This is a genomic window from Gordonia liuliyuniae (assembly GCF_021739025.1).
GTDB lineage: Bacteria > Actinomycetota > Actinomycetes > Mycobacteriales > Mycobacteriaceae > Gordonia > Gordonia liuliyuniae.
Genome location: NZ_JAKKOT010000005.1, coordinates 110,201 through 134,765, shown reverse-complemented (window position 1 = coordinate 134,765; position 24,565 = coordinate 110,201). Strand labels below are relative to the sequence as shown.

Annotated in this window: 15 protein-coding genes, 7 tRNA genes and 1 pseudogene; 12 read left to right on the top strand and 11 right to left on the bottom strand. The window is 65.0% G+C overall.

Annotation, left to right across the window (positions count from 1 at the left end):
- Nucleotides 1-34 precede the first annotated feature (34 nt).
- Nucleotides 35-3,412 (bottom strand): DUF499 family protein, encoded by a 3,378-nt coding sequence (locus L5G28_RS11435; RefSeq protein ID WP_237001659.1) that lies wholly within the window; start codon nt 3,410-3,412, stop codon nt 35-37.
- Between the two features lie 120 nt (nt 3,413-3,532).
- Nucleotides 3,533-6,292 carry a DUF1156 domain-containing protein gene (locus tag L5G28_RS11430; protein WP_237001658.1) on the bottom strand — a complete coding sequence of 920 codons (2,760 nt, stop codon included), beginning with the start codon at nt 6,290-6,292 and terminating at the stop codon, nt 3,533-3,535.
- Between the two features lie 159 nt (nt 6,293-6,451).
- On the opposite strand from L5G28_RS11430, the gene L5G28_RS11425 reads away from it, so the two are divergent.
- Nucleotides 6,452-8,017: a DUF222 domain-containing protein gene (locus L5G28_RS11425; protein ID WP_237001657.1), complete on the top strand. Its 1,566-nt coding sequence runs from the start codon at nt 6,452-6,454 to the stop codon at nt 8,015-8,017.
- A 6-nt stretch (nt 8,018-8,023) separates the two neighbouring features.
- Here the strand turns inward: L5G28_RS11425 and L5G28_RS11420 are convergent, their stop codons facing one another.
- The 8 genes from L5G28_RS11420 to L5G28_RS11385 all read right to left on the bottom strand — a co-directional run bounded on the left by L5G28_RS11420 (nt 8,024) and on the right by L5G28_RS11385 (nt 13,456).
- Nucleotides 8,024-11,509 (bottom strand): helicase-related protein, encoded by a 3,486-nt coding sequence (locus tag L5G28_RS11420; protein ID WP_237001656.1) that lies wholly within the window; start codon nt 11,507-11,509, stop codon nt 8,024-8,026.
- 65 nt (nt 11,510-11,574) lie between these two features.
- Nucleotides 11,575-12,435: a DUF4261 domain-containing protein gene (locus L5G28_RS11415; RefSeq protein ID WP_237001655.1), complete on the bottom strand. Its 861-nt coding sequence runs from the start codon at nt 12,433-12,435 to the stop codon at nt 11,575-11,577.
- A 289-nt stretch (nt 12,436-12,724) separates the two neighbouring features.
- A tRNA-Val gene (locus L5G28_RS11410) sits at nt 12,725-12,799 on the bottom strand.
- A gap of 27 nt (nt 12,800-12,826) precedes the next feature.
- A tRNA-Cys gene (locus tag L5G28_RS11405) sits at nt 12,827-12,900 on the bottom strand.
- 31 nt (nt 12,901-12,931) lie between these two features.
- Nucleotides 12,932-13,004 (bottom strand) — tRNA-Gly (locus tag L5G28_RS11400).
- Nucleotides 13,005-13,191: 187 nt separating this feature from the next.
- A tRNA-Val gene (locus tag L5G28_RS11395) sits at nt 13,192-13,263 on the bottom strand.
- A 15-nt stretch (nt 13,264-13,278) separates the two neighbouring features.
- A tRNA-Cys gene (locus L5G28_RS11390) sits at nt 13,279-13,352 on the bottom strand.
- 31 nt (nt 13,353-13,383) lie between these two features.
- A tRNA-Gly gene (locus tag L5G28_RS11385) sits at nt 13,384-13,456 on the bottom strand.
- A gap of 277 nt (nt 13,457-13,733) precedes the next feature.
- On the opposite strand from L5G28_RS11385, the gene L5G28_RS11380 reads away from it, so the two are divergent.
- A tRNA-Val gene (locus L5G28_RS11380) sits at nt 13,734-13,805 on the top strand.
- A 264-nt stretch (nt 13,806-14,069) separates the two neighbouring features.
- Nucleotides 14,070-14,267: a DNA-binding protein gene (locus L5G28_RS11375; protein ID WP_237001654.1), complete on the top strand. Its 198-nt coding sequence runs from the start codon at nt 14,070-14,072 to the stop codon at nt 14,265-14,267.
- A gap of 257 nt (nt 14,268-14,524) precedes the next feature.
- On the opposite strand, the pseudogene L5G28_RS11370 reads toward L5G28_RS11375, so the two are convergent.
- A pseudogene (locus tag L5G28_RS11370) lies at nt 14,525-14,644 on the bottom strand (ATP-binding protein); the annotation flags it as partial.
- Nucleotides 14,645-14,793: 149 nt separating this feature from the next.
- On the opposite strand from L5G28_RS11370, the gene L5G28_RS11365 reads away from it, so the two are divergent.
- The 9 genes from L5G28_RS11365 (at nt 14,794) to pgsA (ending at nt 24,564) form a co-directional block, all read left to right on the top strand.
- Nucleotides 14,794-14,937: a hypothetical protein gene (locus L5G28_RS11365; RefSeq protein WP_237001653.1), complete on the top strand. Its 144-nt coding sequence runs from the start codon at nt 14,794-14,796 to the stop codon at nt 14,935-14,937.
- Between the two features lie 81 nt (nt 14,938-15,018).
- A complete protein-coding gene (locus L5G28_RS11360) occupies nt 15,019-15,762 on the top strand; it encodes a hypothetical protein (protein WP_237001652.1) in 744 nt (247 codons plus the stop codon).
- Nucleotides 15,763-16,070: 308 nt separating this feature from the next.
- Nucleotides 16,071-16,658, top strand: coding sequence for a hypothetical protein (locus tag L5G28_RS11355; RefSeq protein ID WP_237001651.1), 588 nt, complete (start codon nt 16,071-16,073; stop codon nt 16,656-16,658).
- 585 nt (nt 16,659-17,243) lie between these two features.
- Complete coding sequence (locus L5G28_RS11350; RefSeq protein WP_237001650.1) at nt 17,244-18,572, top strand: glycosyltransferase 87 family protein; 1,329 nt, start codon at nt 17,244-17,246, stop codon at nt 18,570-18,572.
- An 84-nt stretch (nt 18,573-18,656) separates the two neighbouring features.
- Nucleotides 18,657-19,889 carry an acyl-CoA dehydrogenase family protein gene (locus tag L5G28_RS11345; RefSeq protein ID WP_237001649.1) on the top strand — a complete coding sequence of 411 codons (1,233 nt, stop codon included), beginning with the start codon at nt 18,657-18,659 and terminating at the stop codon, nt 19,887-19,889.
- A 6-nt stretch (nt 19,890-19,895) separates the two neighbouring features.
- Nucleotides 19,896-21,047, top strand: coding sequence for an acyl-CoA dehydrogenase family protein (locus L5G28_RS11340; protein ID WP_237001648.1), 1,152 nt, complete (start codon nt 19,896-19,898; stop codon nt 21,045-21,047).
- A 193-nt stretch (nt 21,048-21,240) separates the two neighbouring features.
- Nucleotides 21,241-23,343, top strand: coding sequence for a threonine--tRNA ligase (gene thrS / locus L5G28_RS11335; RefSeq protein WP_237001647.1), 2,103 nt, complete (start codon nt 21,241-21,243; stop codon nt 23,341-23,343).
- Complete coding sequence (locus L5G28_RS11330; protein ID WP_237001646.1) at nt 23,340-23,897, top strand: ATP adenylyltransferase; 558 nt, start codon at nt 23,340-23,342, stop codon at nt 23,895-23,897. The genes thrS and L5G28_RS11330 overlap by 4 nt, the downstream gene beginning before the upstream one ends.
- Entirely contained in the window at nt 23,890-24,564 is a 675-nt protein-coding gene (gene pgsA, locus L5G28_RS11325) for a phosphatidylinositol phosphate synthase (protein ID WP_237001645.1), read from the top strand. The genes L5G28_RS11330 and pgsA overlap by 8 nt, the downstream gene beginning before the upstream one ends.
- Nucleotide 24,565 lies beyond the last annotated feature (1 nt).

Genomic DNA, 24,565 nt, shown 5'->3' with positions numbered 1-24,565 from the left:
ATAGCGAGATTGCGGTCGTGGCCGAGCGGGTGAGTCAGCGCTCTTCGAACTCGGCTTGATCGAACCCGAGCACGCGAGAGTTCTCGGAGACGGTGCGTCTGGTGCGGTCGCTGAATCCACTCGGGTTCTCCGCGGTCACTTCGAGGCGGATCTCCAGGCGTCCGTCGCCTGCGAGATGACTGAGCACTTCGGTGTACAGCTCGTTGAAGTTCTTGGCGGGGAACGTGCTGTCGAGCGCGATCGAACCGAAGAAGCGGCGTCGCGTGTCGTCGGCGCGGCGGGTGTCGTCGCCGGAGGATGCGCCGGCTCCGCCCGCCCCGCCTGCGCGGTCGCCGGTGTCGTCCTGTTCGGTATCGGACGCACTGTCGGCGTTTCCGGCCTGCCGTACCTCGTCCTCGCGCTGGCGGACGGCGATGTGCGGTTGGACGATCAGCGTCGAGTCCGAGATGTGGAGCGTGGCGTCGTCGGTCGGCAGGTGGAGGCCGACGTAACTGCTCGTCGTCTCGTCGTACTCGTCGGCGAACGCGAACCCGTACTGCTGCCAGGTGATCGGATCATCGGCGACCGAGTAGAGGCCGTTGATCAGGACTTCGCGGTGTCGGAGACGGGCGAGGTAAGGGTAGGTGGCGTAGTAGCGGAGGAGCTGGCCGACGTGGAGATGGCCGGACGTCCAGGCGGACGCGAGCTTTCCGGTCAGATCGAGCGCGATCGTCGCGGACGCTCGAGTAGAGGCGATGACGTCGCCGAGCTTCGTACTCGTCCGCAGGTAGAGGTCGTCTGAACTGCCGGTCACGCTGCTCGTCTCGATCCGGTACGTGCTCTCTCCGTCGGCTTGCTCCGGATAGAGAGCCCACGTGTAGGTCTCCAGGAGTCGTGAGTCGACGATGTCGTCGCTCGCTCCGCGTCGTTCGATCGCCTGCTTGGTCTGCTGACCGCCGAGACCGAGATCGTCGGCGCTGTCGGCGACGTGTTTCCACGCGAGGTGGGTGCGGACGGCGTCATCGAGTTCGTCGACCCGCTTCTCTTCGGCGGCGAGGAAGACGATCGAGTTCTTGTACGTGCGGATCGCGTTTCCGCGTTGGGCGATTAGATCGGTCGCCCACGGGACCGCGGTCAGTTGGCCGCTGCGAGCAGTGTGCGTGTACTTCATCGGGACCACGACGAGTCGGGCGTCGGTCTCGTCTGGCACGTCACTGGAATCTGGGAACACGTGGATCCCGGCGAAGACTTGGTCTTTGGTGGACTTGCGTTGTGCGGTGAGGCGCCGTTCCACCTCGGCCCAGACGTCGGCGGGAGAGAGACCGGCAGCATGGTCGCGGGCGGCGCGCGTGATGTTGGCCTGGGTGTCGTACCAGTAGCGCGACGACTCGGTGTACAGGTAGGTCGACGCCCCGGTCAGCGCGTCGAGGGCGGAATGGAAGCTGCCGGGGACGTCGCCGGGCAGCGCGGCGCCCAGGAAGATCCGTGACTTCTCAGCACCCTTGTGGGCGGTGTGCAGTCCGGGGGTGGCGGCGATGAACACCGAACGCGCCAGACGTTGCGACACTCCGCGCTTGCCGAAATACTCGTTGTCTTTGTCAGTGCGATACGGGACCGATTCGGTTCCTGCGACGTCGGTCGTGATGATCGCTTTGAACTCATCACCGAGGTATTTGGTGATTTCGGAGACCACGTCGGCGTCGCCCAGCGGCACTGTTCCGGGCATGATGAGCGCGCTCGAGTCCTGGGTGCGCCAGAGCGTGCCGACCACCTTGTTCATCAACTGCAGGACGCCGCGCGTTCGTTGGAATCGGTCGAGCGTCGACCAGTCCTGGTAGAGCCGGTCGAACAGTTCGGGATGGATCGGATAGCACTGCTTGATCCGGTCGATGTACTGGGAGTCGCGGACCTCCGCCGGGAAGTCGGTGTGGTGTTTGCGATAGAAGTCGACGGTCAACTTGGCGACGTTGTTGATTGTCGCGGAGGCGTCCGCGTCGGGAGCGGAGAAGATGCGTCTGCGGACGATCTCGAAACTCTCGTGCGCATTGGCGGGCTGCCACTGGTCGGCGGTGCGGCCCACGACATTCTTGAGTCGGTAGAGGGCTTCCCGTCCGTACTCGCCGCCGACTTCTTCGTCGTTGACGTCGTCGCCGTCGTCGGCATTGGCCGAGGCGGGGATCGAGATGACGACTTGGATGCCGGGCGTCGCACGCGCGGCTTCGGTGAGAGTCTGGGCGAATGTGAACTGTGTGTCGAAGTCGCCTGCGGGCAGCCCGGTGGCATGAACCAGTTGGCGCGCGTAGGCCACCCATTCGTCGATCAGGATGACGGCGGGGGAGTACGCCTCGAACAGTTCGCGCAGGGAGGAGCCGGGATTGGTCGACGACCGGTCCGCTGCGGAGACGATCTCGTATGCGTCCTGGCCGCCGAGCTGCCAGGCGAGTTCGCCCCACATGGTGCGGATGTTCGGCCGGCCAGCCTCGTCGTTCTCGCGGCCCGGAACCATCTGGTTTCCGACCAGAGCGACGCGACGGACACCGTGCGGCAGCGAATCGAGCGGTTGGGCGAGCGGTGCGACGTCGTCGCCGAAGGTCGAGCTCGATTCACCGGAGGCGAGGTGCCAGAGTGCGAGCATCGAGTGTGTCTTGCCGCCGCCGAAGTTGGTCTGCAGGTTGACGACCGGGGACGCATTGGCATCGCCGGTGAGACGGGCGACGTTGCGTGTGATCAGGTCGCGCAGACCTTCGGTGAGGTAGGTGCGCCCGAAGAACTCTGCGGGATCGGTGTACTCCGACTTGTGACGACCGCTCTTGTTGGCGACCGTGTAGAGGTCTGCGGCGAATTCGGCGGCGTTGAACTGGTCGCTCTGGATGTCGGGGTGCGGGCTGATCACCTCGCGCCAGGCGGGAAGATTATCGGACCCGGCCTGCAGGCTCGGCTGCTTGCGGGCCGCGCGGTCGTCTGCCTGCCGAGCGCCGATGGCGCGCACGTCGTCGCGGAGCTTCGCTACCTCCGCGGCTTCCTTCGGCGCGCCGATTGCCAGTAGGAAGCGGTGGCAGGTGTCGAGGTCGTAGGTCGCGTCGTCGTTCGAGAACGGTTCGTGATGTGCGTAGCGGTTCCGAACGTCGAGCAGTTGCGTGGCGCGGCCCGTGTCGGCCCGTGAGAGCCGCTTGCCGATCGGGTCCCAGCCTCGCTTGAACTTGTACGGCACGCTGTCGGTGACCATGCGGAGGCTGTCGTATGGGTCGAGGGGACTGAACTTCTTGTCGGAATGTGCGTTCGGCGCCTTCACTGCACGGAGGATCTCGATCCACCCGCCGTCGAATCCTTGCGCAGTGAGTTCGGCGCCCACGGCCTCGTCGAGGAAGGTGTTCAACGCCGGCCCGAGGAGCTCGAACGCGGTATGAATCCGATCCCGATTGCTGACAGCCACAGTTCCTCCGTTCTTGAATGCAGCATGTGTTGTGCATTCAAGACGGAGGTTATCGGAAGACTCGGACAGTTCTGTGGGTGCGGTAGGGCTACTGGTTGGTAGCGCGGGATCGGTCGCCGATTATGTGAGTGTTCCCTGGATGCCGACGGCTGTGCGTGCCTGCCGCGCGACGTCGTGCCAGGCTGCGCCGAGGCCGTTGAAGCTGTTCGCGAGAGCTGTCGACTTGCGGTCTTCCGCGAGCTTGAACAGCAGCGACGCGAGTTCGCGGCAGAGGTCCGAGTCGATCGACTCCGGTATGCGTGCGAGCAGACTCGCTGCGGCCGGTATGCCTTCCGAGTCGAGGGCGCGGACGAGATGCATCACGACCTCCCACTCGCTGATCGACGTGTCGGTCGACGGATCGTAATCGGCGGGCAGCTCGCCTGGCCCGATCAGTGCGAACTTCCCGCCGCCCTTCGTGACGATGCCTGACCGCTCGAGTGCGTCGAGTGAGATTCCGCGGGCGTTGGCGAGCGATTCAGCGTCACCGAACCGGCCTGCGGTGAACCCGGACTGCCGGAACCACGTCAGGGCGAACCGGGTCGGCGCATCGAAGTCGTTCTCCAACTCGCCGAGTACCTCGTCGAGGATGACGTTGATGCGTTCGAGCGCGGTGCGGACGGTCATCTTGGATCCAGAGTCTTCCAGGACCGCGCTGTACTCGGAGAAGATCGCCATGCCCGGGCCGATCGCGGCCTGCGGGAGGTCGACCGGCGCGATGGCGCCTTGCTGGAGTTCGCGGAGCTTGTCTGGGAGCTCGCTGCGGAGACGTGACAGGAAACCGCGGCGGTCGATCCGAGGCGCGTCCTCTGGTCGCGGGCGGAGTGCGAGCACGATGGATGAGGCGAGAGCGTTGGTGCCCTGACTCAGCATCCGGTTACCGAGTTCGGACCGCATCGGCCAGGTGGCGGTGATCTGCCAGCCGGAGCGGATCATCCCTTCCAGTAGTGTCTCCCAACCGGTCGACGCCTGCCCGGATTTCTCGGCGTCCTGCTGTTTGAACGCGTAGTAGACGGTGATGGGGAAGTCGTCGTACGCGTTCTCTCGCGCTCGACGGAACACCTCACGAAATCCGTCTTCGAAGAAGGTGTGAGCGCCTTCCTTGCCGTTGTGGCGGTACGGGTTCGCGACGAGTTCCTCTGCTTTGGGCACCAGCATCGTGGAGAGGATCGACGGGTGGACGTCCTGCAGGGATCGGCGCAGCCAGACGTAGAAGAAGTCCGAGAGGTCGGAGTATCCGATGTTGTCGTAGTAGGGCGGATCGGTGGAGATGAGATGATCAGAGACAGCATCGATGGCGTTGGCTTGAACCGCACGGCCTACTTGGTTTGGATGCAATGCTTCGATGGCGCCGACGGCCAGGTTGAGGTGAGCAGTCCAGGACCCCAGAGACTGACTCAAGAAGTTGGGTTCGAGGTAGTCCCAGGTCATTGGGATCGCCTGGCGTGCGAACGTCGACCGGATCTGCTCGTTGCGGTTGTGCCACGTGGTGATTGAGGACCCTTGATCGGCGCAGCGCGTTATCGTCAACCCCAGGTACGTTGCCACGGCGTCTCCGTAAGCTTCCGCACCGCTGCCGCCGTTCTCGAGGCGACGTCCGCTATCCATATCAGCCGCGCGTGCGTCCCGGACCACGAGCTCTCGCGCTTCGCTGACGAGGTCGCTGAACGTGGTGAGCGCGGTGAGCTGCCGTGGAGTGAAGAGGGAGGCGAACGTGGTCATCCCGTAGTTCGGAGTCTTGAAATCGCGAGGGTTCTTCGGAAGATTACCGCTTGGCGTGTTCAACGGTGTGGGCACAGCTGCGGCAGCCGCGTGAGCCGAGGTCGGCGCCAGGTAGACGCGCCGTCGCTGTCCTTCGGCAACTGTCGCCATCAGCTGCTCGCCCATCCGTCCAGATTGTCCCTCGGCGCGAATGTACTTCAGTTCCACCGCTGTGCCGCAACGTACGCAGTGAGCACCATTGCGTCCGACGGTGCCGTCCGTCTCTTTCGTCGGCGCGTGAGCCACGTTGTGCCCGATCTCGTATCGAACCGTCTTGCCTTCGACAACGGGTACGACGTACGCCTCTTTGCCCTTCTTCTTGCCGAGCCACCAGGAGCGTACGAGTGGCATCGCGATCTGGCATTCCGGGTTCGGGCAGGTCACCGTCCGTGCCCAAATCCATGCGATCACGGTCGCTTCGCAGCCGTCCGGCAGCGTCGCCTTTGGATAGAGGTGGCCGATTCGCTTCTCGGCTTCGTCGCGCATCCACTGGCCGTAGCGCCGAACGTCCTCGGCGAGACCGGTTGCCCGCGGCCAGTCCTGGATGGTCTCGTCTGCGGCGCCAGGAAACACGGGTCGACGACCCGCGAACTTGGGTGCGATCTCGATCAGCGCCTTGTTAATGAGCACCGCGACCGGGTTCAGATCAGCGGCGTGGGCTTCCAGTCCGAGCCGCTGCGCCTCGAGCGGGATTGAGCCGCCACCTGCGAACATGTCGAGTACGGGCGGCGGTGACCCGTTCGTTGATTCCAGGATCTTCGCGCGTGCTGCCGAGATTACGGACTCATCGCCGGTTCGGTCGTATGAGGCAAGCCGGTCGATAATGCGAAACAGGTTTGCACGCTCTATCTGCTGAAGCTCTGCAGTCGGATAAATGTCTGGGCGAGAACTTGGATCATCGACAACCTGGGCGAACAAGATCGAGCGAGTTGTCGGCAGAGGCCGCCGCGCCCACCAGTAGGCCATGCTCCACGGATGCTTTGTATGCCGTTTCCGAGCCGACTCCTCGTTGATCTTCTGTAGTGGGATGCTGACCTCAATCAGCTTGCGGCGACCAACATATTGTGCAGAAGTGGGCACGTTTCCTCAGTTCGGGATTTGAAGATGGAGGTGAACTGTACAGAATCGCACACCGAGGTATGCGATTGCCATCGTGGGTGTGCCGGGCCGGAAATAGGGGTATTGACCAACTTGGTGTAACCAAGTATTATCGAACGTAAGTTCGATCAAGGGGGAGTAATGCAAACCACGCTGAGGAGCCAAGCGGCATCGACCGTCGAGGTCGACGGGGACTCGATCGTTATCCGGATCGCTAAGCCGCAGACGGCGGACGGGGTGGATGCCGATCAAGCTGCGCTCCTGCAATTTGCTGCTCGTGCGGACTCGTTCCAGGGGTTCATTCTCTGGCAGCGGTACGCCGCCGCGTATCAGGTGTGGCAGGCGAAGGTCGACGTCGCCGACGCTGCGGGCGCCGATGGCTTCTCCCGGGTCTACGACCCGCTGTGCCAGACAGCTGCGTCGTACGCCGTGCTGACGGGCTCGAAGCAGTTCACTGCCGAGCGGTTCGTCGACCGTGCCATCGCTTGCATGGAACGCGTACCGGAACTCGGCAAGCTGATGCGCGACGGCGTGCTCACTCCGCTTTGGTTCCACGCCGCACTCGCCCAGACCGAAGCCGTTCTCGACGACGATCTGCTCGCGGTGATCGATAACGAAGCCGCCGGTCGGCTCCGCGGGATGGGCGGGCTCTCCAAAGACCGTGTGGCCAAGACGGTCAACGGCATCGTCGCCGAGCACGACGCCGACGCCGCTCGCGCAGCGACCGAAGCAGCGAAGGCGCGCAAGAAGGTCATCGCCACACCGGTCGACGCCGAACTCAGCGACGTCACCATCACGGCGGCCTCCGAAGACGCGGCGCTCATCATGAAATCACTCGATGCGGTCGCCGCTGGCGTGTGCGACGACGACCCGCGCAACAAGCAGAGTCGTCGCTCCGACGCCGCCGTCGCGCGACTCACCGGCACACCGTTCGCGTGCCGATGCGGCAACGACGGCTGCCCTGCCCGCCTCTCCGAGGACGAGATCGCAGAACGCTGCGCGAAGATCGTCCTGCACGTCGTCGCCCGTCGCGACACCCTCACTGGCGACTCCGAGACTCCGGCGTTTCTCGACGGGTTCGGGCCGATCTCCGCCGAGCACGCTCGTGAAGTCTCGGGTCGCACCGACACGGTCCACCGCGAACTCGACCTCGGCGACCTGATGGACGGCACCGCGCAAGCAGGCAACAACTACCGGCCCACCGCGGCCTGCGACACCGCGGTCCGCGCACTCCACGGACAGTGCTCAATGATCGGGTGCGACGAACCCGCTTGGCAGTGCGACCTGGACCACGTCCAGGAGTATGACCATTCCGACCCGGAGGCGGGCGGCCCGACCTGTCCGTGCAACCTCAACCCCAAATGCCGGTTCCACCACGGGCTGAAGACGCACGTCCCGGGATGGGTCGACGACCAGATCGTCGACGCCAACGGCATCGTGTGGACCGAAGTCACCACACCCGAAGGAATTACCGTTCGCGCCCAAGCGCTCAACTCGTGGCTCCTGCCCGAACTCGGCCTCCTGCCGTGCACGCACCCGGCGCCCGCCGGGGCGGCGACAGTGCGCGACGCCGGACCCGGACCACAGCGGGAGGTCACCCGCACCCAGGCCAAGCATCGTTATCGGATGCAGATCCGGGCGGCGAACCGTCGCGCGCGAGGCGCGGCCGCGGCCGAGTTCGCGTGCTGGGGCGAACCGCCGTTCTGACCCCGCTCAATGCGGCGCCGACGCCCTTCGCCACGCCTTGCGCCACTCGATCTCGACGCTGCTCACGTCGACATCGCCCAACGAGAAGTCGTGAAAATAGTTCGTCAGATATCTGACCTCGTCGCGCTCCGGGCCTTCCGGGCTCACCGAGACCAACGCCAACCGGTGATTCTCCCCGGCGTTCCGCCCATGCATCACCTGGTTGTACGAGACCGTCACACTGTCCGCACCCGCTATACGCCCCTTCACCTCGATGAAGATCGACGGCGGCCGTGAACCGTCCGACGATCTCGCCGGGGTCGACAGCACGTCATAGCCCTTGTTGTTGTGCGGCATCTCCTCTGCTGAACGTCCCAGCCGATGCTCGGCCGCCAGCACTGCGGCAACCGCGCGGGCATCGGTCACCATTGTGTCCGCCGCGTATCGGCCGACGTCACCTCCGACGAAACCTGCCGGCACCACCATGAACGCGGTCTCGACCCGCGGTGGGCGCGCGGCAAGAGCCCGCTCGTCAGCCAACTCCGCCAACCGATGCGACAACCGAGCCTCCAGATCACGGGCCTGGCGTGTCAGCCGTTCCGGGCTGATCCTCCGCCGACGCCTCGACCCGTGACCCGACTCAACTTCCTCGCGGCGACGCGCGGCTTCGGCATCCAGATAGTTCACCTGATCGACGAGTCGCGTGCGCACCGCGGCCTCGACCCGATCGACTTCAGGAACGATTCGCTCGCGCACCTGCGCCAAGTGCGCTGGAGCCGCGTTGTTCGTCAGCCATCTCACCGCGTCGTCGGCGAACGACGACGAGAGCGAATCGAAAGCGGCTGCAGCGACCGACAGATCGTGCAGTGGCTCCAGATCGAGTTGTGGCGCTGTCCCGGCATCGGTCACCGAACCGTCCGCCGCGACCGACACGAACGAGAACTGACGGCTGACCACAGTGCCGGCGCCATCGACGACCTCCGATGTCACCGCGACGATCACACGCGGCGACGTACTTGCATCAGCCGGATCGAACAGGGTCGCGCCGGCCACGAGCAGACTGCGATCGCGCTCGACGACCGAATCGAGCAGTGCGTCGAGTAGCGGATGTCCGGGCGCAAGCAAGTCGGCTCGGGTCGCCGCCGACGAGACTGCTGTCGGCTCGAACGTGACCCGCTCGTACGAACGCGTGACCGGCCGCCACGCGTGCTCGCGGCGGATCGGCCGACTCCGCAGGGACGCAGGGACATTGGAGATCTGGAAGCGATTCTTCTCCCGTTTGATGAGGCGACCGCCGAACGTCCCGAACGCACTGATGAAAAACTGCTCGATGTAGTGCGGTTGGAGCCGACGAGCCGTGGCCTCATCCATCTGTCGCCGCAGACGATCCATTTCGACGGGGGCCAACGTCTCGCGAGCCAGTGCCCGCTCGGACACCAGTGCTTCACAGCCCGCCGCGACCTCGGCGTCGACGACGCGCTCGATCTCGTCGAGTCGCGCCGGATCGTCGCCGTAGAGCACGGCGTCCCACAGCAGGTCGCGGAGGGGCTTGCCGCCGAATGCCTCCTCGCCCAGGACGTCGAACAGCTTGCCGCCGTACGCTGCGCGTTGCTGGTCCATCTTGGCCAGGAGCCGTGTGTACACCTGGCCTTCGCGAGTGTCCGACGCGACGATGTTCCACAGTCGACAGACATTTCGCTGTCCGATGCGGTGGATGCGACCGAAACGCTGTTCCAGACGATTCGGGTTCCACGGCAGGTCGTAGTTCACCATCAAGTGGGCGGCCTGTAGGTTGAGGCCTTCGCCGGCGGCGTCTGTCGCGACCAGAACCAGACGGTCCGGTTCGTTGGTGAACTGCTCGCGCACCGCGACCCGGTCGGCTCGACGGGTTCCGCCGTGGATGGTCACGACAGCGTCGTCGGAGCCCAGGACGTTGCGGATCTGCGCGACAAGGTAGTCGAGCGTGTCCTTGTGCTCAGTGAAGACGATCAGCTTTCGTGGAGCGCCGGCCGCATCGCGGAGCAGACTTCGATCGGTCAGCATGCTTCTGAGCTCTGCCCACTTGCGATCGTCCCCACGGTCTCGGACACGCGTTGCAAGGGCGACGAGATCCGAAAGGATCGCGATCTCCGTGTCGAGTTCGGCGACGGTCCGTGCCGCCGTCGCAGCGTCCACCACTTCCTCTTCGAGCTGCTCGAACTCTTCAGCACTGAACTCGTCAGGATCGTCAAACAGGTCGGGGGAGGGAAGCGAGACTCGGTCGTCGATCGGGATGCGTCCGGCGATCAGATCGGCGCGCCGCGACGCCAGGCGGTCCCTTCGTCTGATCAGGCTGCGGAGAACCGCATGTGTACTCGACGCGAGACGGCGCTGCAGCACGGTCAGCGCGAAGCCGACGGTGCGGCGTTTCGGGGAGTCCGGTGAGGCTTGCGCCCGGTTCATCTCCACTCGCACATACTGGGTGACCGCCTCGTACAGTTCACTCTCTCCGCCCGAGAGCGCATAGGGGACCGTTTCCGCGATGCGTTCGGGGAACAGCGGTCGCCCCTCGAAGGTCAGCAGTGCCTCCTTCACCATCCGACGCATCAGACCGGAGGTGTCGACGGTTCCGCTCCGGCGCCGCCGACCGGCGAAGCGGTCCTCGTCGAGCAACGAGAGGAACAGCTCGAAGTTGTCGTCGTTCCCGGCATGTGGTGTCGCGGTCATGAGGAGGAAGTTGCGGGTCACCGACCCCAACACTCGCCCGAGTTTGAATCGCTCGGTCTCGCGAACCTCCAGATCTGAGCCCTGCCAGCTCGCCGACATGCGGTGTGCTTCGTCGACGACGACGAGATCCCATTCGCTGTTCTCGAGGTGGCCGACCAACTCGGGGTCGCGAGCCAGCTGATCCATGCGCGCGATCATCAGCGGATGCTCGGGGAACGGGTCCCCGCCTGGACTGACGTTGATCAGTTCGCGGGTGAGGAGGGTGGTGACGATCCCGAATTTCGTGAGTAATTCCTCCTTCCACTGTTCGACGAGCCCGCCCGGCGCGACGATCAGCATCCGCGACATGTCGCCGCGGAGTTGAAGCTCTTTCGCATACAGCCCCGCCATGACCGTCTTTCCCGCACCGGGGTCGTCGGCGAGCAGAAAGCGCAACGGCGTCCGGGGGAGTAACTCCCCATAGACTGCTCGGATCTGGTGGGGGAGCGGCGAGATGTCGCTGGTGCCGACCGCGGCCATCGGGTCGTGTGCCGCGGTCTTCGAGATGCGGAGGGCTTCGGTGGCGATTCGGAATGCTGCAGGGTCGGCGTCGAACGTCCACGAGGCGACGGATGTGGTCTCGATGACGATACGAGGCAGGTCGTCGGCGAAGACGAGCTCTTCACGGACTCCGAGGCGGAGGTCTCGGACGACGAGGGTTGCCGCGTTGTCGCCGGACGCTGTCACGGCGATCAGGTCGACGGTGTCCCGCCAGCGGCCCGAGAGTCGTTGGCCGGCGTGTAGTTCGGAGAAGGACGCGATCGCCATTCTGCACACCATAGTGTGCAGTGCGGACAATCTTCTCGACTGTGCGCTATCGAGCGGTGGACGCCCTACTTCCGGCGGAACCAGCCGCGCTTCTTGCTTTGCGGTTCGACGGCGGTCGCCGCGACCGGCTGCTCGTCGCCCGCGGCGAAGGTCAATTGAAGAACCGTCTTGTCCGGATCCAACGCGGACGGTGCGTGCAGGGCGAACAGTTCGGCGTCGTCGGTGGTGCCGAGAGAGTGTCCGTCACCGATCACCGGGCCGCTCTGCAGTTGGTAGATCGAGATGTTGGCCAGACGCGCGAATGTCTCTTCGGCGGTTTCGGGAGATTCGACGATCTCGATGTCCATCAACCCGAGCATGTCCAAGCCTCGGGTGTGTCCGGTCATCACGCCGTCGGTGCGGGGAGCGACGTTCAATGCCACCCACGCCGGGAGGATCGGGTCGGGGAGTGTCTCGATCGTGAGGTCGCGGAACAGTTCTGGGACGATCACGTGGTTCGCGCTGCCGAAGTAGACGGCGACGATCGAGTCGCTCACCGCGATGGCGGACGCGATCACCTTCGACAGCAATACTGCGTCCGCGATTGCATCCTGGTACGAGGTCGAGGAGTTTCGCGGACGGAGCACGGTGACGATCGTGTGGGCGTCGTACGACGCTGGGACGGGTGTCGACTCCGGCCACAGGCGGCTGTGCTCGGCGATTTCCTGGAGGTCGTCGCCGACGGCTGCTGGAACGCTCATCAACGCGATCATCGTGTCGCCGTACGAGAGGGTGAGTGGACGGTCCTCGTCGGCGTTCTCCGCAGCGTCCACGGTCAACGACGCGGGCGTCAAGTCGGGGAAGTCGGCGAGCATCTGCTGGCGCAGTCGGTCGCCGGTGAGTCCCGAATCGAGGTGACTCTGGAACAGCATCGCGAGGCTTGGCACGGCTACGGAATTCCTAACACTTGGGCGATAGGGGCGGCGAAGGCTCCATCGAGTCAGCGGTTGCGACGTCGGCTGACCTGCACGCGTAATTCGGTGCGGTCGATCACGTGCGACCCGCGTCCTTCGCCCCGACAGAATACGTGAGCCTCCGGAACATCCGTCCTCGGCCCGCGAGGCGTACAGCGGCGATGGCGACGGGCAGACATTACGACGAGCAAGGGGAGTCCGAAGCAGGGTCGCCTCACGGCAGGTACGACGCAGGCCCGTCGAGTGATCGACGGGCCTGCGGTGGTGCGCGATACAAGGATTGAACTTGTGACCTCTTCCGTGTCAGGGAAGCGCTCTCCCACTGAGCTAATCGCGCAAGTCATGTGAAATTGTAGTTCTCCAGTGGAGGTGGCGACGGGAATCGAACCCGTGTGCACGGCTTTGCAGGCCGTTGCCTCACCACTCGGCCACGCCACCGTGACGAGATTTAAGATCGAACTCGTTTCCGAGCGGATGACGGGATTCGAACCCGCGACCCTCACCTTGGCAAGGTGATGCGCTACCAGCTGCGCCACATCCGCATCGCTATCCGAACTGTTGTCGGCCAGCGAGAAGAAACTCTAGCGGGTCGTCGACGCCGATGCCAAATCGGGTGGCCGACAGTCGTCGGCGAGGAGGCCCGACCGGTAGTCCGGTGATCGATCCGTCGGTGGTGGCGGCGCCGCAGACGCGAAGAGACCCGCTCGAATGAGCGGGTCTCTTCGTCGGTGCGCGATACAAGGATTGAACTTGTGACCTCTTCCGTGTCAGGGAAGCGCTCTCCCACTGAGCTAATCGCGCATGTTCAGATTGCGGTGGAGGTGGCGACGGGAATCGAACCCGTGTGCACGGCTTTGCAGGCCGTTGCCTCACCACTCGGCCACGCCACCACGAGGCGAGAAAGATCGAAACCTCGCTCCGAGCGGATGACGGGATTCGAACCCGCGACCCTCACCTTGGCAAGGTGATGCGCTACCAGCTGCGCCACATCCGCATTACTGGGGAGCATGCCTTGTGGGCCGCTGCTCGCCAGCGGAATGAACAATAGCCGTACACGCGGTGCGATGACAAATCGGCTGGTTGACGAGTTACATCTATGTGTTTTCGCACGTGGCGCGTCGTGGTGACGCCAAACGGCGACCGCTCGACCGCGTCCCAAAGCTGCCGGCTCGTGCTCCGGAGGGGGATTTGCCGACCCTGTGCGACGGTGTGTAGTCTCATTCCTCGTGCGAAGTGCTGCGCTGCAGACGCTGCGCGCACAAACTCAACACGGTCCCGTGGCTCAGTGGAAGAGCGTCCCGTTCACACCGGGAAGGTCGCTGGTTCGATCCCAGCCGGGACCACAACAAGAAACCCCCTGATCACAGGGGTTCTTTCGGTTTTGAGACCCCCTGTGATCCGACCGGTTGCGGTACTTGTGCGGTACTCGAGGGCGCCGATCCCTGCGGTTGCTTGCCCTTACGTGCCAAGCCTCAGTAGCCTGGAATCGTCCTTAGGGACAGCACCCACTCTCATTGAGCGGTGATCCGGCCACGACTGGGAATCGCCTCCGGCACAAGAGGCAGCCGGGCCCACGTGGCAGTCCGCCCCAGAAGAAACTTCTTCTTATGAGGATTGCCGTGCCCGCACGAGTCTCCAATCCCCACGACGACTTTCGTGTCTTCCGCAAGAGCGAGGTCGCCGAGGACGCCGTCGATCGACTGATCGCTGCCGGCGAGTTGCGGACATTGCGGCCGCGCAAGAGGGGAGTGGTGGTCCAGATCCCGGCTCCGTCCCTCCGTGAGTGCGTCTACGGCGAGAGCTGAGCAATGGCCGCACAGCGGCCACCACGAGAAGACCCGCAGCACACCAGTGCCGCGGGTCTTCGTCGTCATTGGGGTGATCGACAGGGTCGGCACCCGATGCTTGCGCATTGTCGGATGATCCGTAATGCATCCGGTGTAGCCGCGCGGCTACATGCTTGTAGGAGGAGGCATCGGCAGCACCGGTCTGACCCAGTGTCAACGGCGGGTGAAATCTGACCCCTTTCCGGCGTCTGAAGATTGACCCCCTGTGTTGGTTGTTAGTGGTTTTCGCCCGGTTCGGGCGAAGTCGTGAGGAGCTCTCGTCGGGAGCGTGTGCGGTAGGAGTCGCCGCTGAGTGCGAGGACTTCGGCGTGGTGGACCAGGCGGTCGATCATGGCGCCTGGCCGAAGCCGTCGTCGGAGTGGCGGACTCGCTGAACGCCGTGCTGCTCTGCCCGGGCTAACCGACCCCGCCGGCCAATGGCTGGCGGGTCTTGTTCTTCCGGTCCGACCACCCACCGCAGCCCGGCTGCGCTGTACTGGTGGGAGTGGACGACGACGAGACGATGACCGAAGCCGAGATCGATGCGGACTTCGAGCGCACGCGGCCGATGGCCAACGCGATCAACGCGCTCGCGCAGGCTGAGCTGGTCGTCACCACCGCCGAGATAAAGAGAACCCCCACGACCTAGCTGTCGCGGGGGTGTCCCTATACGGTTAACAAGGGATCTTGTCCTTGTATCTGTTCATCAGAGTAGACCAATATACGGTCTATGGCAAAGCACGCGACGATCCTGGCTATCGCCGAGCATGTACACCCCGCAAGGTTCGCCCCGTACATCTCCCACTGCGCCAACGACCCGCTGAAGGCTCTCGAACTATACAAATGGAACCTGCAGCTCAGCGCGGAGTTCCAGAAGGTGCTCGCCGTGACCGAGGTCGTCCTCCGCAACGCGATCGATCGCGAGCTACGAGCGTGGAACCAAACGTGCACGAGAGTCGTCCCTGGACAAGCGCCGCACCACCACGGTCCTGCTTGGACCAGCGACGCAGCCACACCGCTCAATGCGCTGACGCGAGAATCAAGGAAAACCGCCAAGAAGCACGCCTATGAGGCGGTCGGGGCCAGAGAGTCCGGCCACCCGCGCGCTACCGCGGCTGTCAATCACGACGACATGGTCGCTCAGCTCACCTTTGGCGTCTGGGCGAAAATCCTACCGACCCCCGACACCACTGACTCGAACTACAAACAGCGCAAGATCCTCTGGGATCAAGCGGTAGAACGCGCTTTTCCCCATCGCAAGAACGACCCGCACGGTCACGGCGCGGCGGGCCGCGTGGCCAACCTTCACGCCCTGCGCAACCGCGTCTCCCATATGGAGCCACTCATGCAGGTCAACGTCGTCTCGCGCCACAACGACGCCCTGCGCCTCATCGGATCGATCAGCCCCGAGACTCGTGACTGGTGCTCGGGCCTCAGCCGTGTCATGGAGGTCAACAAGCTCCGCCCCGTCTAGTCCCGCAGTTCGGATTGCTCGCCGGCCAACAGCGTGTCCGCAAGCCGGTCGGACACCGGACGGCTGCGAATGGACGCGCGACCTGGGCAGCCCCGTGTTCGCAAGAGGCGTGCGGAGACCAACAGCGCCGAGCGGGCCCCTACGGACGTTTCCGGGCACGCTTCCGCACGGGCGCGCCGTGGCTCCTCCGACCACGACGTCGGGCACCGGCATCCGGCCTCGCGCGACCGGCGAACACCATCACTGAGCTGGCCGACGATTCGGGGTCATCCGCGCCACTGTCCGCCGCGCAGTGCAGCGAGCAGGGGGTGGTCAAGGTTCCCACCGTCGCGAAATCTCTCGCGATGGGCGAGGCGACATTCCGCAAGTCCATCGACGCCGGATTCAATCCGCCGGACATCGACACCCTCCGGCACGCCGACCTCCTGGAGCTGGACTCAGTCTCGCGCATCGAGATCGAGCGTCCGACCGACGGCGGCGGCACGGTCACCTTCATCGCTCCGGTTCTGCGGCCCTGTGTGGCCGAGCTGGCCAGCGATCAGTCGGGCCGCAAGTATGTAGGCGTCAAGGAGGACATGACGGTCGACGAGTTCGAGGACGCCACCCTCAAGTACTGGCCGCCGGCGTGCAGCCAGCTGGCAGTGGACTCGGGCTACCTGTTCGTGGTTCTCGGTGGTTTCATCGTCGGCGTGCTTCGAATCGACAAGTGGAATTTCAACCCCGGCGCCGAGAAGGGCTACTTCGAGGGCCAGTTGATCGCCCGCTGGCGCGGCCACATCACGACCGGACACGCCGTGCTCGAGAACCCTGACCCGCTCGCCGATGATCTGCTGTCCTTCATGGGGCTGCGCGCACCTGGCGGCGGCGGCGGTTCCATCACCCCCTGGAACGCTTAAGTTCCGGTGACGTGATCGCCACCCGGCAAACGACCCCCGCATTTCAGTGCGGGGGTCGTTCGCTTCTCTGCCTTGCGCGCCCATCCCGATGAGCACGCCCACCTACTCGAACAATCATTCGATCATCTGGGGCACACTCTTGGACTCGATACTCGCCACAAGGGATTCAAGCTCACCAGTCGTCATGGCGGCGATTGTCGCATAACGGCCTCGCGTGCGCGGATCGTTCTGCGTCGCGGATTGTTCACGGATGCAACCCCGGTATTGCGATCGTGAGAACAGCGGCGGCGGTCATCGTCCACATGAGCACCGCGGCCTCACCCGGTCCACGTCAACCAAAGTCAGAGTCTACGAACACGGCGCACCCGCCGAATGCGAGCACAAGGATCACCCATGCGTAGCGGACGAGGGGGGTGCTCGTGATTCTGCGTTTCTGAAAATCCTGGTCTGGACCGACCCTCGTGGCAGGGCTCGATCGGCGGTGAGGCACCGCCCGATGACATGGACGAACATCCCAGACGGGATGGTTCAGTCACTGTTGTGTCGACGCGTGTCCGGGGCGGGTGACGGACGTACAATCCTCGGGTGGAAGACCGTTCGTCGAAGAGGACGACGACTTGGACGATGATCGCCGTCGCCGCGTGCGCGGCGGCCCTGGTGATCTGCTGGCACATCTGGGCAGTTCCGTTCACGGACCCGGTGTACGGACTCTTCCACAACGGTATCGACACGCGGGTGTACCGCGGGGGAGCGATCGCCGTCTGGGAGGGGACGCCCCTGTACGACCTGCCCGTCTACCGGGTGTGGCGGTTCACGTACACGCCGTTCGCTGGACTGGTGATGGTCCCGCTCGCCGGGTTCGTCCCGCACACCGCGCTCCTGCTGTGGAACATCGGCAACGTGATCAGTCTGCTGCTAGTGGTCGGCGTGTCGATGCATGCACTGCGGTTCCGGTTCGATGCACGCCTCGTCCTGTTCACGGTGTGCGGGGCCATCGCGTCGACCGCTCTGGAACCGGTCCACACGACTCTCTGGAACGGGCAGATCAACCTCGTCCTCGCGCTCGTGGTGATCCTCGACCTCACCGTCCGCAGCGAACGCCTGCGCGGCGTCGGGGTCGGGCTCGCCGCAGGCATCAAACTCACCCCGCTGTTCTTCGTCGTGGACCTCCTGGTCACCAAGAGGTTCCGCGCCGCAGCGGTCGCGACGGGCACGTTCGCGGCGACCGTCGTCGTCGGCATCCTCGTGCTCGGCGACGAAGCGCGACGATTCTGGACCACGGAGGTGTCCGAGACCTCGCGTATCGGTCGTCTCGACGCGCCGGCCAACCAGACGTTTCACGGCTACTTCGCGCGGCTCGCCACTTATGGGGTCGCGAACCCGCCGTCGTGGCTGTGGCTGCCCGTCGGGCTGGTCGTCGGCGTACTCGGACTGTGGGCCGCGCGCGCCGCGTACCGCGCAGGCGCGAACCTCCTGGCGATCTCGATCACGGGCATGACGTCGTGCGCCATCGGCCCGTTTTCGTGGGGGCACCACTGGGTCTGGGTGCTGCCGCTCCTACTGGTCGCGACCGTGCACGCCGCCGATCATGCGCGAGCCGCGCGGCCGGCGAGTTGGGTGTGGTGGCTGGCGCCCGCTGCGATCGTGGCGTTGACGTTCGCGTACACACAGCCGTCCATCGTGCCGATCGCCGGTTCGGCGGGCAAAGTGTTCCACGGGATGGTGTTCGGTCCGTTCCGCGGATTCGTCGGCTCGGCGACGGTGGGCTGGCATCTTCCGTTGCAACTCGTCGCCAGCGGCGCATACCTGATCGTCCTGCTCGGGACCATCGCGGTCACGCTGTGGTGGGCGAAACGCGCGCAGAAGGACGGACACGTCGGACACGATGGCGCACCGGCGATCTCGTCGTCTTGACAAACGTTCAGGCCGTGCGTTTCATATCCGAGAACACTTGTTGTCAGATAATCCCGGTGAGTTGTGCCGGACGAAGGGAAACACATGGATGTGGAGTGGTCCCCGGCGGACATCGCGTTTCGCGACGAGATCCGGGCCTTTCTCGACGAGAAGCTGACGCCAGACCTGGCTCGCGCCGGTCGGCTGATGACCAGCGTCTACTCCGACCACGAGGCGTCGATGGCGTGGCAAGCCATCCTCCACGAACGCGGATGGGCTGCGCCGGCGTGGCCGGTCAAGTACGGCGGTTGCGACTGGAGTCTCACCCAGCACTACATCTTCAGCCGCGAGATGACGCTCGCCGGCGCGCCCGCGCTATCGCCGATGGGGATCCGCATGGTCTCGCACGCGATCATGAAGTTCGGCACCGACGAACAGAAGAATCACTTTCTGCCCGGCATCCTGACCGGCGAGGTCTTCTTCTGCCAGGGCTACTCCGAACCCGAAGCGGGGTCGGATCTCGCGGCGCTCACCATGGCCGCGGCCGACGACGGCGACCACCTGGCCCTGACGGGCAGCAAGATCTGGACGACGCACGCCACGGAAGCGAACTGGATGTTCGCGCTCGTCCGCACCTCGCGGCTCGAACGCAAACAGCAGGGCATCACGTTCATCCTCATCGACATGACGACGCCGGGCATCGAGATCCGCCCGCTCGTCATGACGTCCGGTGAAGAAGTGCAGAACCAGGTCTTCTTCGACCAGGTCCGAGTGCCGAAGTCGAACGTGCTCGGCCAGATCGACGACGGCTGGTCGGTCGCCAAGTACCTCCTCGAGTTCGAGCGAGGCGGCGGCGCCGCGGCACCGGCGTTGCAGGTGATGTTGGAGAACCTGACCTCCGACGCCGCCGAACAGTCCCTCCCCGGCGGCCGGCGACTCATCGACGATCCATTGTTCGCCGCGAAACTCGCTGAAGCACGGATCCGCACCGAGGTGCTGGAGATCTTCGAATACCGTGTGCTCGCGACGGTCGCGGCCGGAAAGAACCCCGGTCCGGCGTCGTCGATGGGCAAGATCCTGTCCACCGAACTCAGCCAGAGCATCACCGAGCTCACCATGGAGGCCGCGGGCAGGTACGGCCGTGCCTACCAGCCGCACATCACCGCTCCGGGCGGGCCGATCGCCGAGTTCACGCCACCCGCCGACGGGTACGCCGGAGGCGAGCCGTGGCAGGCCGTCGCGCCGCTGCGGTACTTCAACGACCGCGCGGGCTCGATCTATGCGGGCAGCAACGAAATCCAACGAAACATTCTCGCTAAAGCAGCTTTGGGGCTCTGACACACCATGGACTTTGAACTCTCCGCAGAGCAGCAGTTGCTGCGCGACGGGCTCGCCCAATTCCTCGCAACGCGCTACGGACTCGAATCCTCGCGCGCGGCAGTCAAGACCGGTCCCGGCTGGCAGCCGGACATCTGGAAGGCGTTCGCGCACGACCTCGGAATCCTCGGCGCCACCCTGCCCGAGTCGGCAGGCGGCATGGGCGGCGGTCCCGTCGAGACCATGGTGATCGCTGAAGCACTCGGCCATGCGCTCGTCGTCGAACCGTACGTCAACACCGTCGTCGTCGCGGGTGGACTGCTCTCGCGCATCGGCTCAGACGTCGCGAACACCGTCACCGCACAGATCGCCGAAGGCGAGGCCATCGTCGCACTCGCCGCGGCCGAGGACTCGTCCGACAATCTGACCTCGGTCTCGACCACCGCCCGCCGCGATGGTGACCAGTGGGTGCTCGACGGCTCGAAGGCGCTCGTCGTCGACGCGCCCATCGCGACCCACCTCATCGTCACCGCGCAGATCGACGGTGAACAAGCCGGGTCCGGCCAGCCCGAACTCGGCCTGTTCGTCTTCCCGTACGACGCCACGGCGGAGGGGGTCACGGCACACGCCATCCGCACCGTCGACGACCGGCAGGCCGCCGACATCGTGTTCGCCGGAGCCCGAGTGCCGGGTGACTCGCTCCTGTTGACCGGCGATGAGGCGACCGAGGCGCTGTCGCGTGCCGTCGACGAAGGCTCAGCCGCGGTCTGCGCCGAGGCAGTCGGCGCGATGCGCAAAGTGCTCGACGACACCGTCGAGTACAGCAAGCAGCGGCAACAGTTCGGGGTGCCGTTGAGTAGCTTCCAGGTACTCAGCCACCGCATGGTCGACATGCTCATCGAAGTGGAACAGGCCTCCGCCGCAGCGCTTCTGGCAACGATCAAGATCGACGCGGCGCCGGCGGAGAGGGCTCGCGCGGTATCGGCGGCCAAGGTCACCGTCGGGCGCGCCGCCCGTTTCGTCGGGCAGAACGCAGTACAACTCCACGGCGGCATGGGCATGACCGAAGAGTTGGCGATCGGCCACTACTTCAAACGGCTGACCGCGCTGCAGTACGAGTACGGCGCCACCGACCGTCACCTCGCCCGATACGTGGAGTTGACGGCACCGCCTCGCTGAGGTGAGCGCGCGGCGTTGATCGAGCGGAGTCGAGATCTCGACTCCGCTCGATCAATGAGTGGGGTGTGCGGCCGATCGCAAGGTCGCTCGATCGGCCTGAGACATCGGGTGCGGTACGCCGTGGTGTGGACGGGACCGATAACATCAAGCTCGACAGTTTCATGTCGTCAGCCCGAAACACAGGAGTCAGCAAGTGCCCGACAACGTCGCGTCCGCTCAACGAGTTCGCCTTCCCGAGACCGTGCGGGTTCCGGCGGGCACTACTGCGGGCGCAGCGATGCGGGACACCGAACTTCCCGACGGCGTCGAGCTGCCGAACAAGGGTCCGCAGGCCGTCGTCGTCGTCCGGGAAGCCGACGGCACCCTTCGTGACCTGTCGTGGGCGCCGGACATCGACAAGTACGTCGAGCCGGTGACCGCCGACTCCGACGACGGGCGTTCGGTGATCCGACACTCCGCCGCGCATGTGCTCGCGCAGGCCGTGCAGGACCTGAACCCGAAGGCGCAGTTGGGGATCGGGCCGCCGATCACCGACGGCTTCTACTACGACTTCGCCGTCGACGACCCGTTCACCCCCGAGGATCTGAAGGTCCTCGAGAAGCAGATGCGCAAGATCATCAAGTCCGGTCAGAAGTTCTCCCGCCGCGTCTACGAGTCCAAGGACCAGGCCCGCGCGGAACTCGCGAACGAGCCGTTCAAACTCGAACTGATCGACGACAAGGGCGCAGCCGACGATGACGAGATCATGGAGGTCGGCGGCGGAGAGCTCACCGCGTACGACAACCTGAACCCGCGCACGGGCGACCGAGTATGGGGCGACCTGTGCCGCGGCCCGCATGTGCCGACCACCAAGTACATCCCGGCGTTCAAACTGACCCGCAGCTCGGCCGCCTACTGGCGAGGCGACCAGAGCCTGGCCGATCTGCAGCGCGTGTACGGCACGGCCTGGGAGACGACCGAGGCGCTCGATCTCTATCTCGACCGGCTGGCCGAAGCGGAGAAGCGCGACCACCGTCGTCTGGGCAGCGAACTGGATCTGTTCAGCTTCCCCGACGAGCTCGGTTCGGGTCTGCCGGTGTTCCACCCCAAGGGCGGCATCATCCGCAAGGAGATGGAGGACTACTCGCGCGAGCAGCATGCGGCCGCCGGGTACGAGTTCGTCAACACCCCGCACGTCACCAAGAGCAACCTGTTCGAGGTGTCCGGACACCTCGACTGGTACGCCGACGGCATGTTCCCGCCGATGCAGCTCGACGCCGAATACAACGAGGACGGCACGGTCCGTAAACCCGGCCAGGACTACTACGTCAAGCCGATGAACTGCCCGATGCACAACCTGATCTACGGCTCCCGCGGACGGTCGTACCGGGAGCTTCCGTTGCGGCTGTTCGAGTTCGGTTCGGTCTACCGCTACGAGAAGTCCGGCGTGGTGCACGGTCTCACGCGCGCTCGCGGATTCACTCAGGACGACGCCCACATCTACTGCACGCAGGAGCAGGTCGTCGACGAGCTCACGACCACGCTGAACTTCGTGCTGCAGTTGCTCAAGGACTACGGACTCGACGACTACTACTTGGAACTGTCGACGAAGGATCCGGTCAAGTACGTCGGCTCGGACGAGGTCTGGGAGCAAGCCACGCAGACGCTCCGGGAGGTCGGCGAGGCGTCCGGGCTCGAACTCGTCCCCGACCCGGAGGGCGCGGCGTTCTACGGTCCGAAGATCTCCGTTCAGGTCAAGGACGCGCTCGGTCGCACCTGGCAGATGTCGACGTTGCAACTCGACTTCAACCTGCCGGAGCGTTTCGACCTCGAGTACACGGCGACCGACGGCACCAAGAAGCGTCCGGTGATGATCCACCGCGCGCTGTTCGGCTCCATCGAGCGGTTCTTCGGCGTGCTCACCGAGCACTACGCGGGCGCTTTCCCGGTCTGGCTGTCGCCGGTGCAGGTGGTCGGCATCCCCGTTGCGGACGCGTTCGCCGGGCATCTGCAGACGACGGTCAATCGGCTCAAGAGCCGCCGGGTCCGCGCCGAGGTCGACCACTCCGACGACCGGATGCAGAAGAAGATCCGCAACCACACCGCGGCCAAGGTTCCGTTCATGCTGCTCGCCGGGGAACGCGACGTCGAAGCCAACGCTGTCAGCTTCCGGTTCCGGGACGGCACACAACTCAACGGGGTGGACGTCGACGACGCGGTGGTCGCCATCGACGAGTGGGAGGAGTCGCGCCGCAACGACTCGCCGACCGCCGACACGATGCGTGAGTTCCTCGAACTCGTGAGGAAACGCCGATGACAGCGGCCGACCGTTCGGCGCGCGAGGGCCTGGAACGACTCTGGACTCCGCACCGGATGAGCTACATCACCGCGGAGTCGCCGAAGAAGGCGTCCGACGGCGGTGAGCTCACTGGCCATCCGTTCCTGGACATCCCTCGGATGACCGACGAGGAAGGCCTCATCATCGCGCGCGGCGAGAGCGTGTACGCGGTGCTCAACCTGTACCCGTACAACCCTGGGCACACCATGATCGTGCCGTATCGCCAGGTGGCCGACCTGGAGGATCTGACGGTCGACGAATCGCGCGAGCTGATGTCGTTCACCCAGCATCTGATCCGTGTCATCAAATCGGTGTCGAACCCGAACGCGTTCAACGTCGGTCTCAACCTCGGTGCGGCCGCAGGCGGGTCGCTGTCGGAGCACCTGCACCAGCACGTCGTGCCACGATGGTTGGGCGACGCGAACTTCATCACCGTCGTCGGCGACACGAAAGTGATGCCACAACTGCTTCAGGACACGCGGACGCTGCTGGCGCGGGCGTGGACGGACCTCGGGGGACCAGAGAGTGCTTAGCATCAAAGGCCGCGCGTCGGTGTCGAAGGTGACACTGCCGATCGGCCGCGCCCTCATCCGGACCGGTCTCACCCCGGACCTGATGACAATCATCGGCACGGTCGTGACCGTCGCCGCGTCGATCTGGCTGTTCTCACAGGGGCACCTGTTCGCCGGAGCCCTCGTGACGTGGGCGTTCGTCATGTTCGACATGCTCGACGGCGCGATGGCCCGCGCCCGCGGCGGCGGCACCCGTTTCGGTTCGGTGCTCGACGCGACGTGCGACCGCATCGCCGACGGCGCGATCTTCGGCGGCCTCGCATGGTGGGCGGCCGTCCAGGACCCGCACGAACTGCTGCTCATCGCCACCCTGATCTGCCTGGTGACCTCACAGGTCATCTCGTACGCCAAGGCGCGCGCCGAGGCGGCCGGCCTGAACGGCGACGGCGGGCTCATCGAACGACCCGACCGCCTCATCATCGTGCTCGTCGGCGCAGGCCTCACAGACTTTCCGGGACTGCACTGGTCGTGGGCGATCCACGTCGCGATGTGGGCGCTCGCGGTCCTGAGCCTGATCACCGTCGCGCAGCGCATGTGGTCGATCTACTGCTCGCCGGGCGCGCGTGAACTGATCCCGGCCGCGACACCGGCCGTAGCCGAGCCCGACGAACGAACCGGGGAGGCCTGAC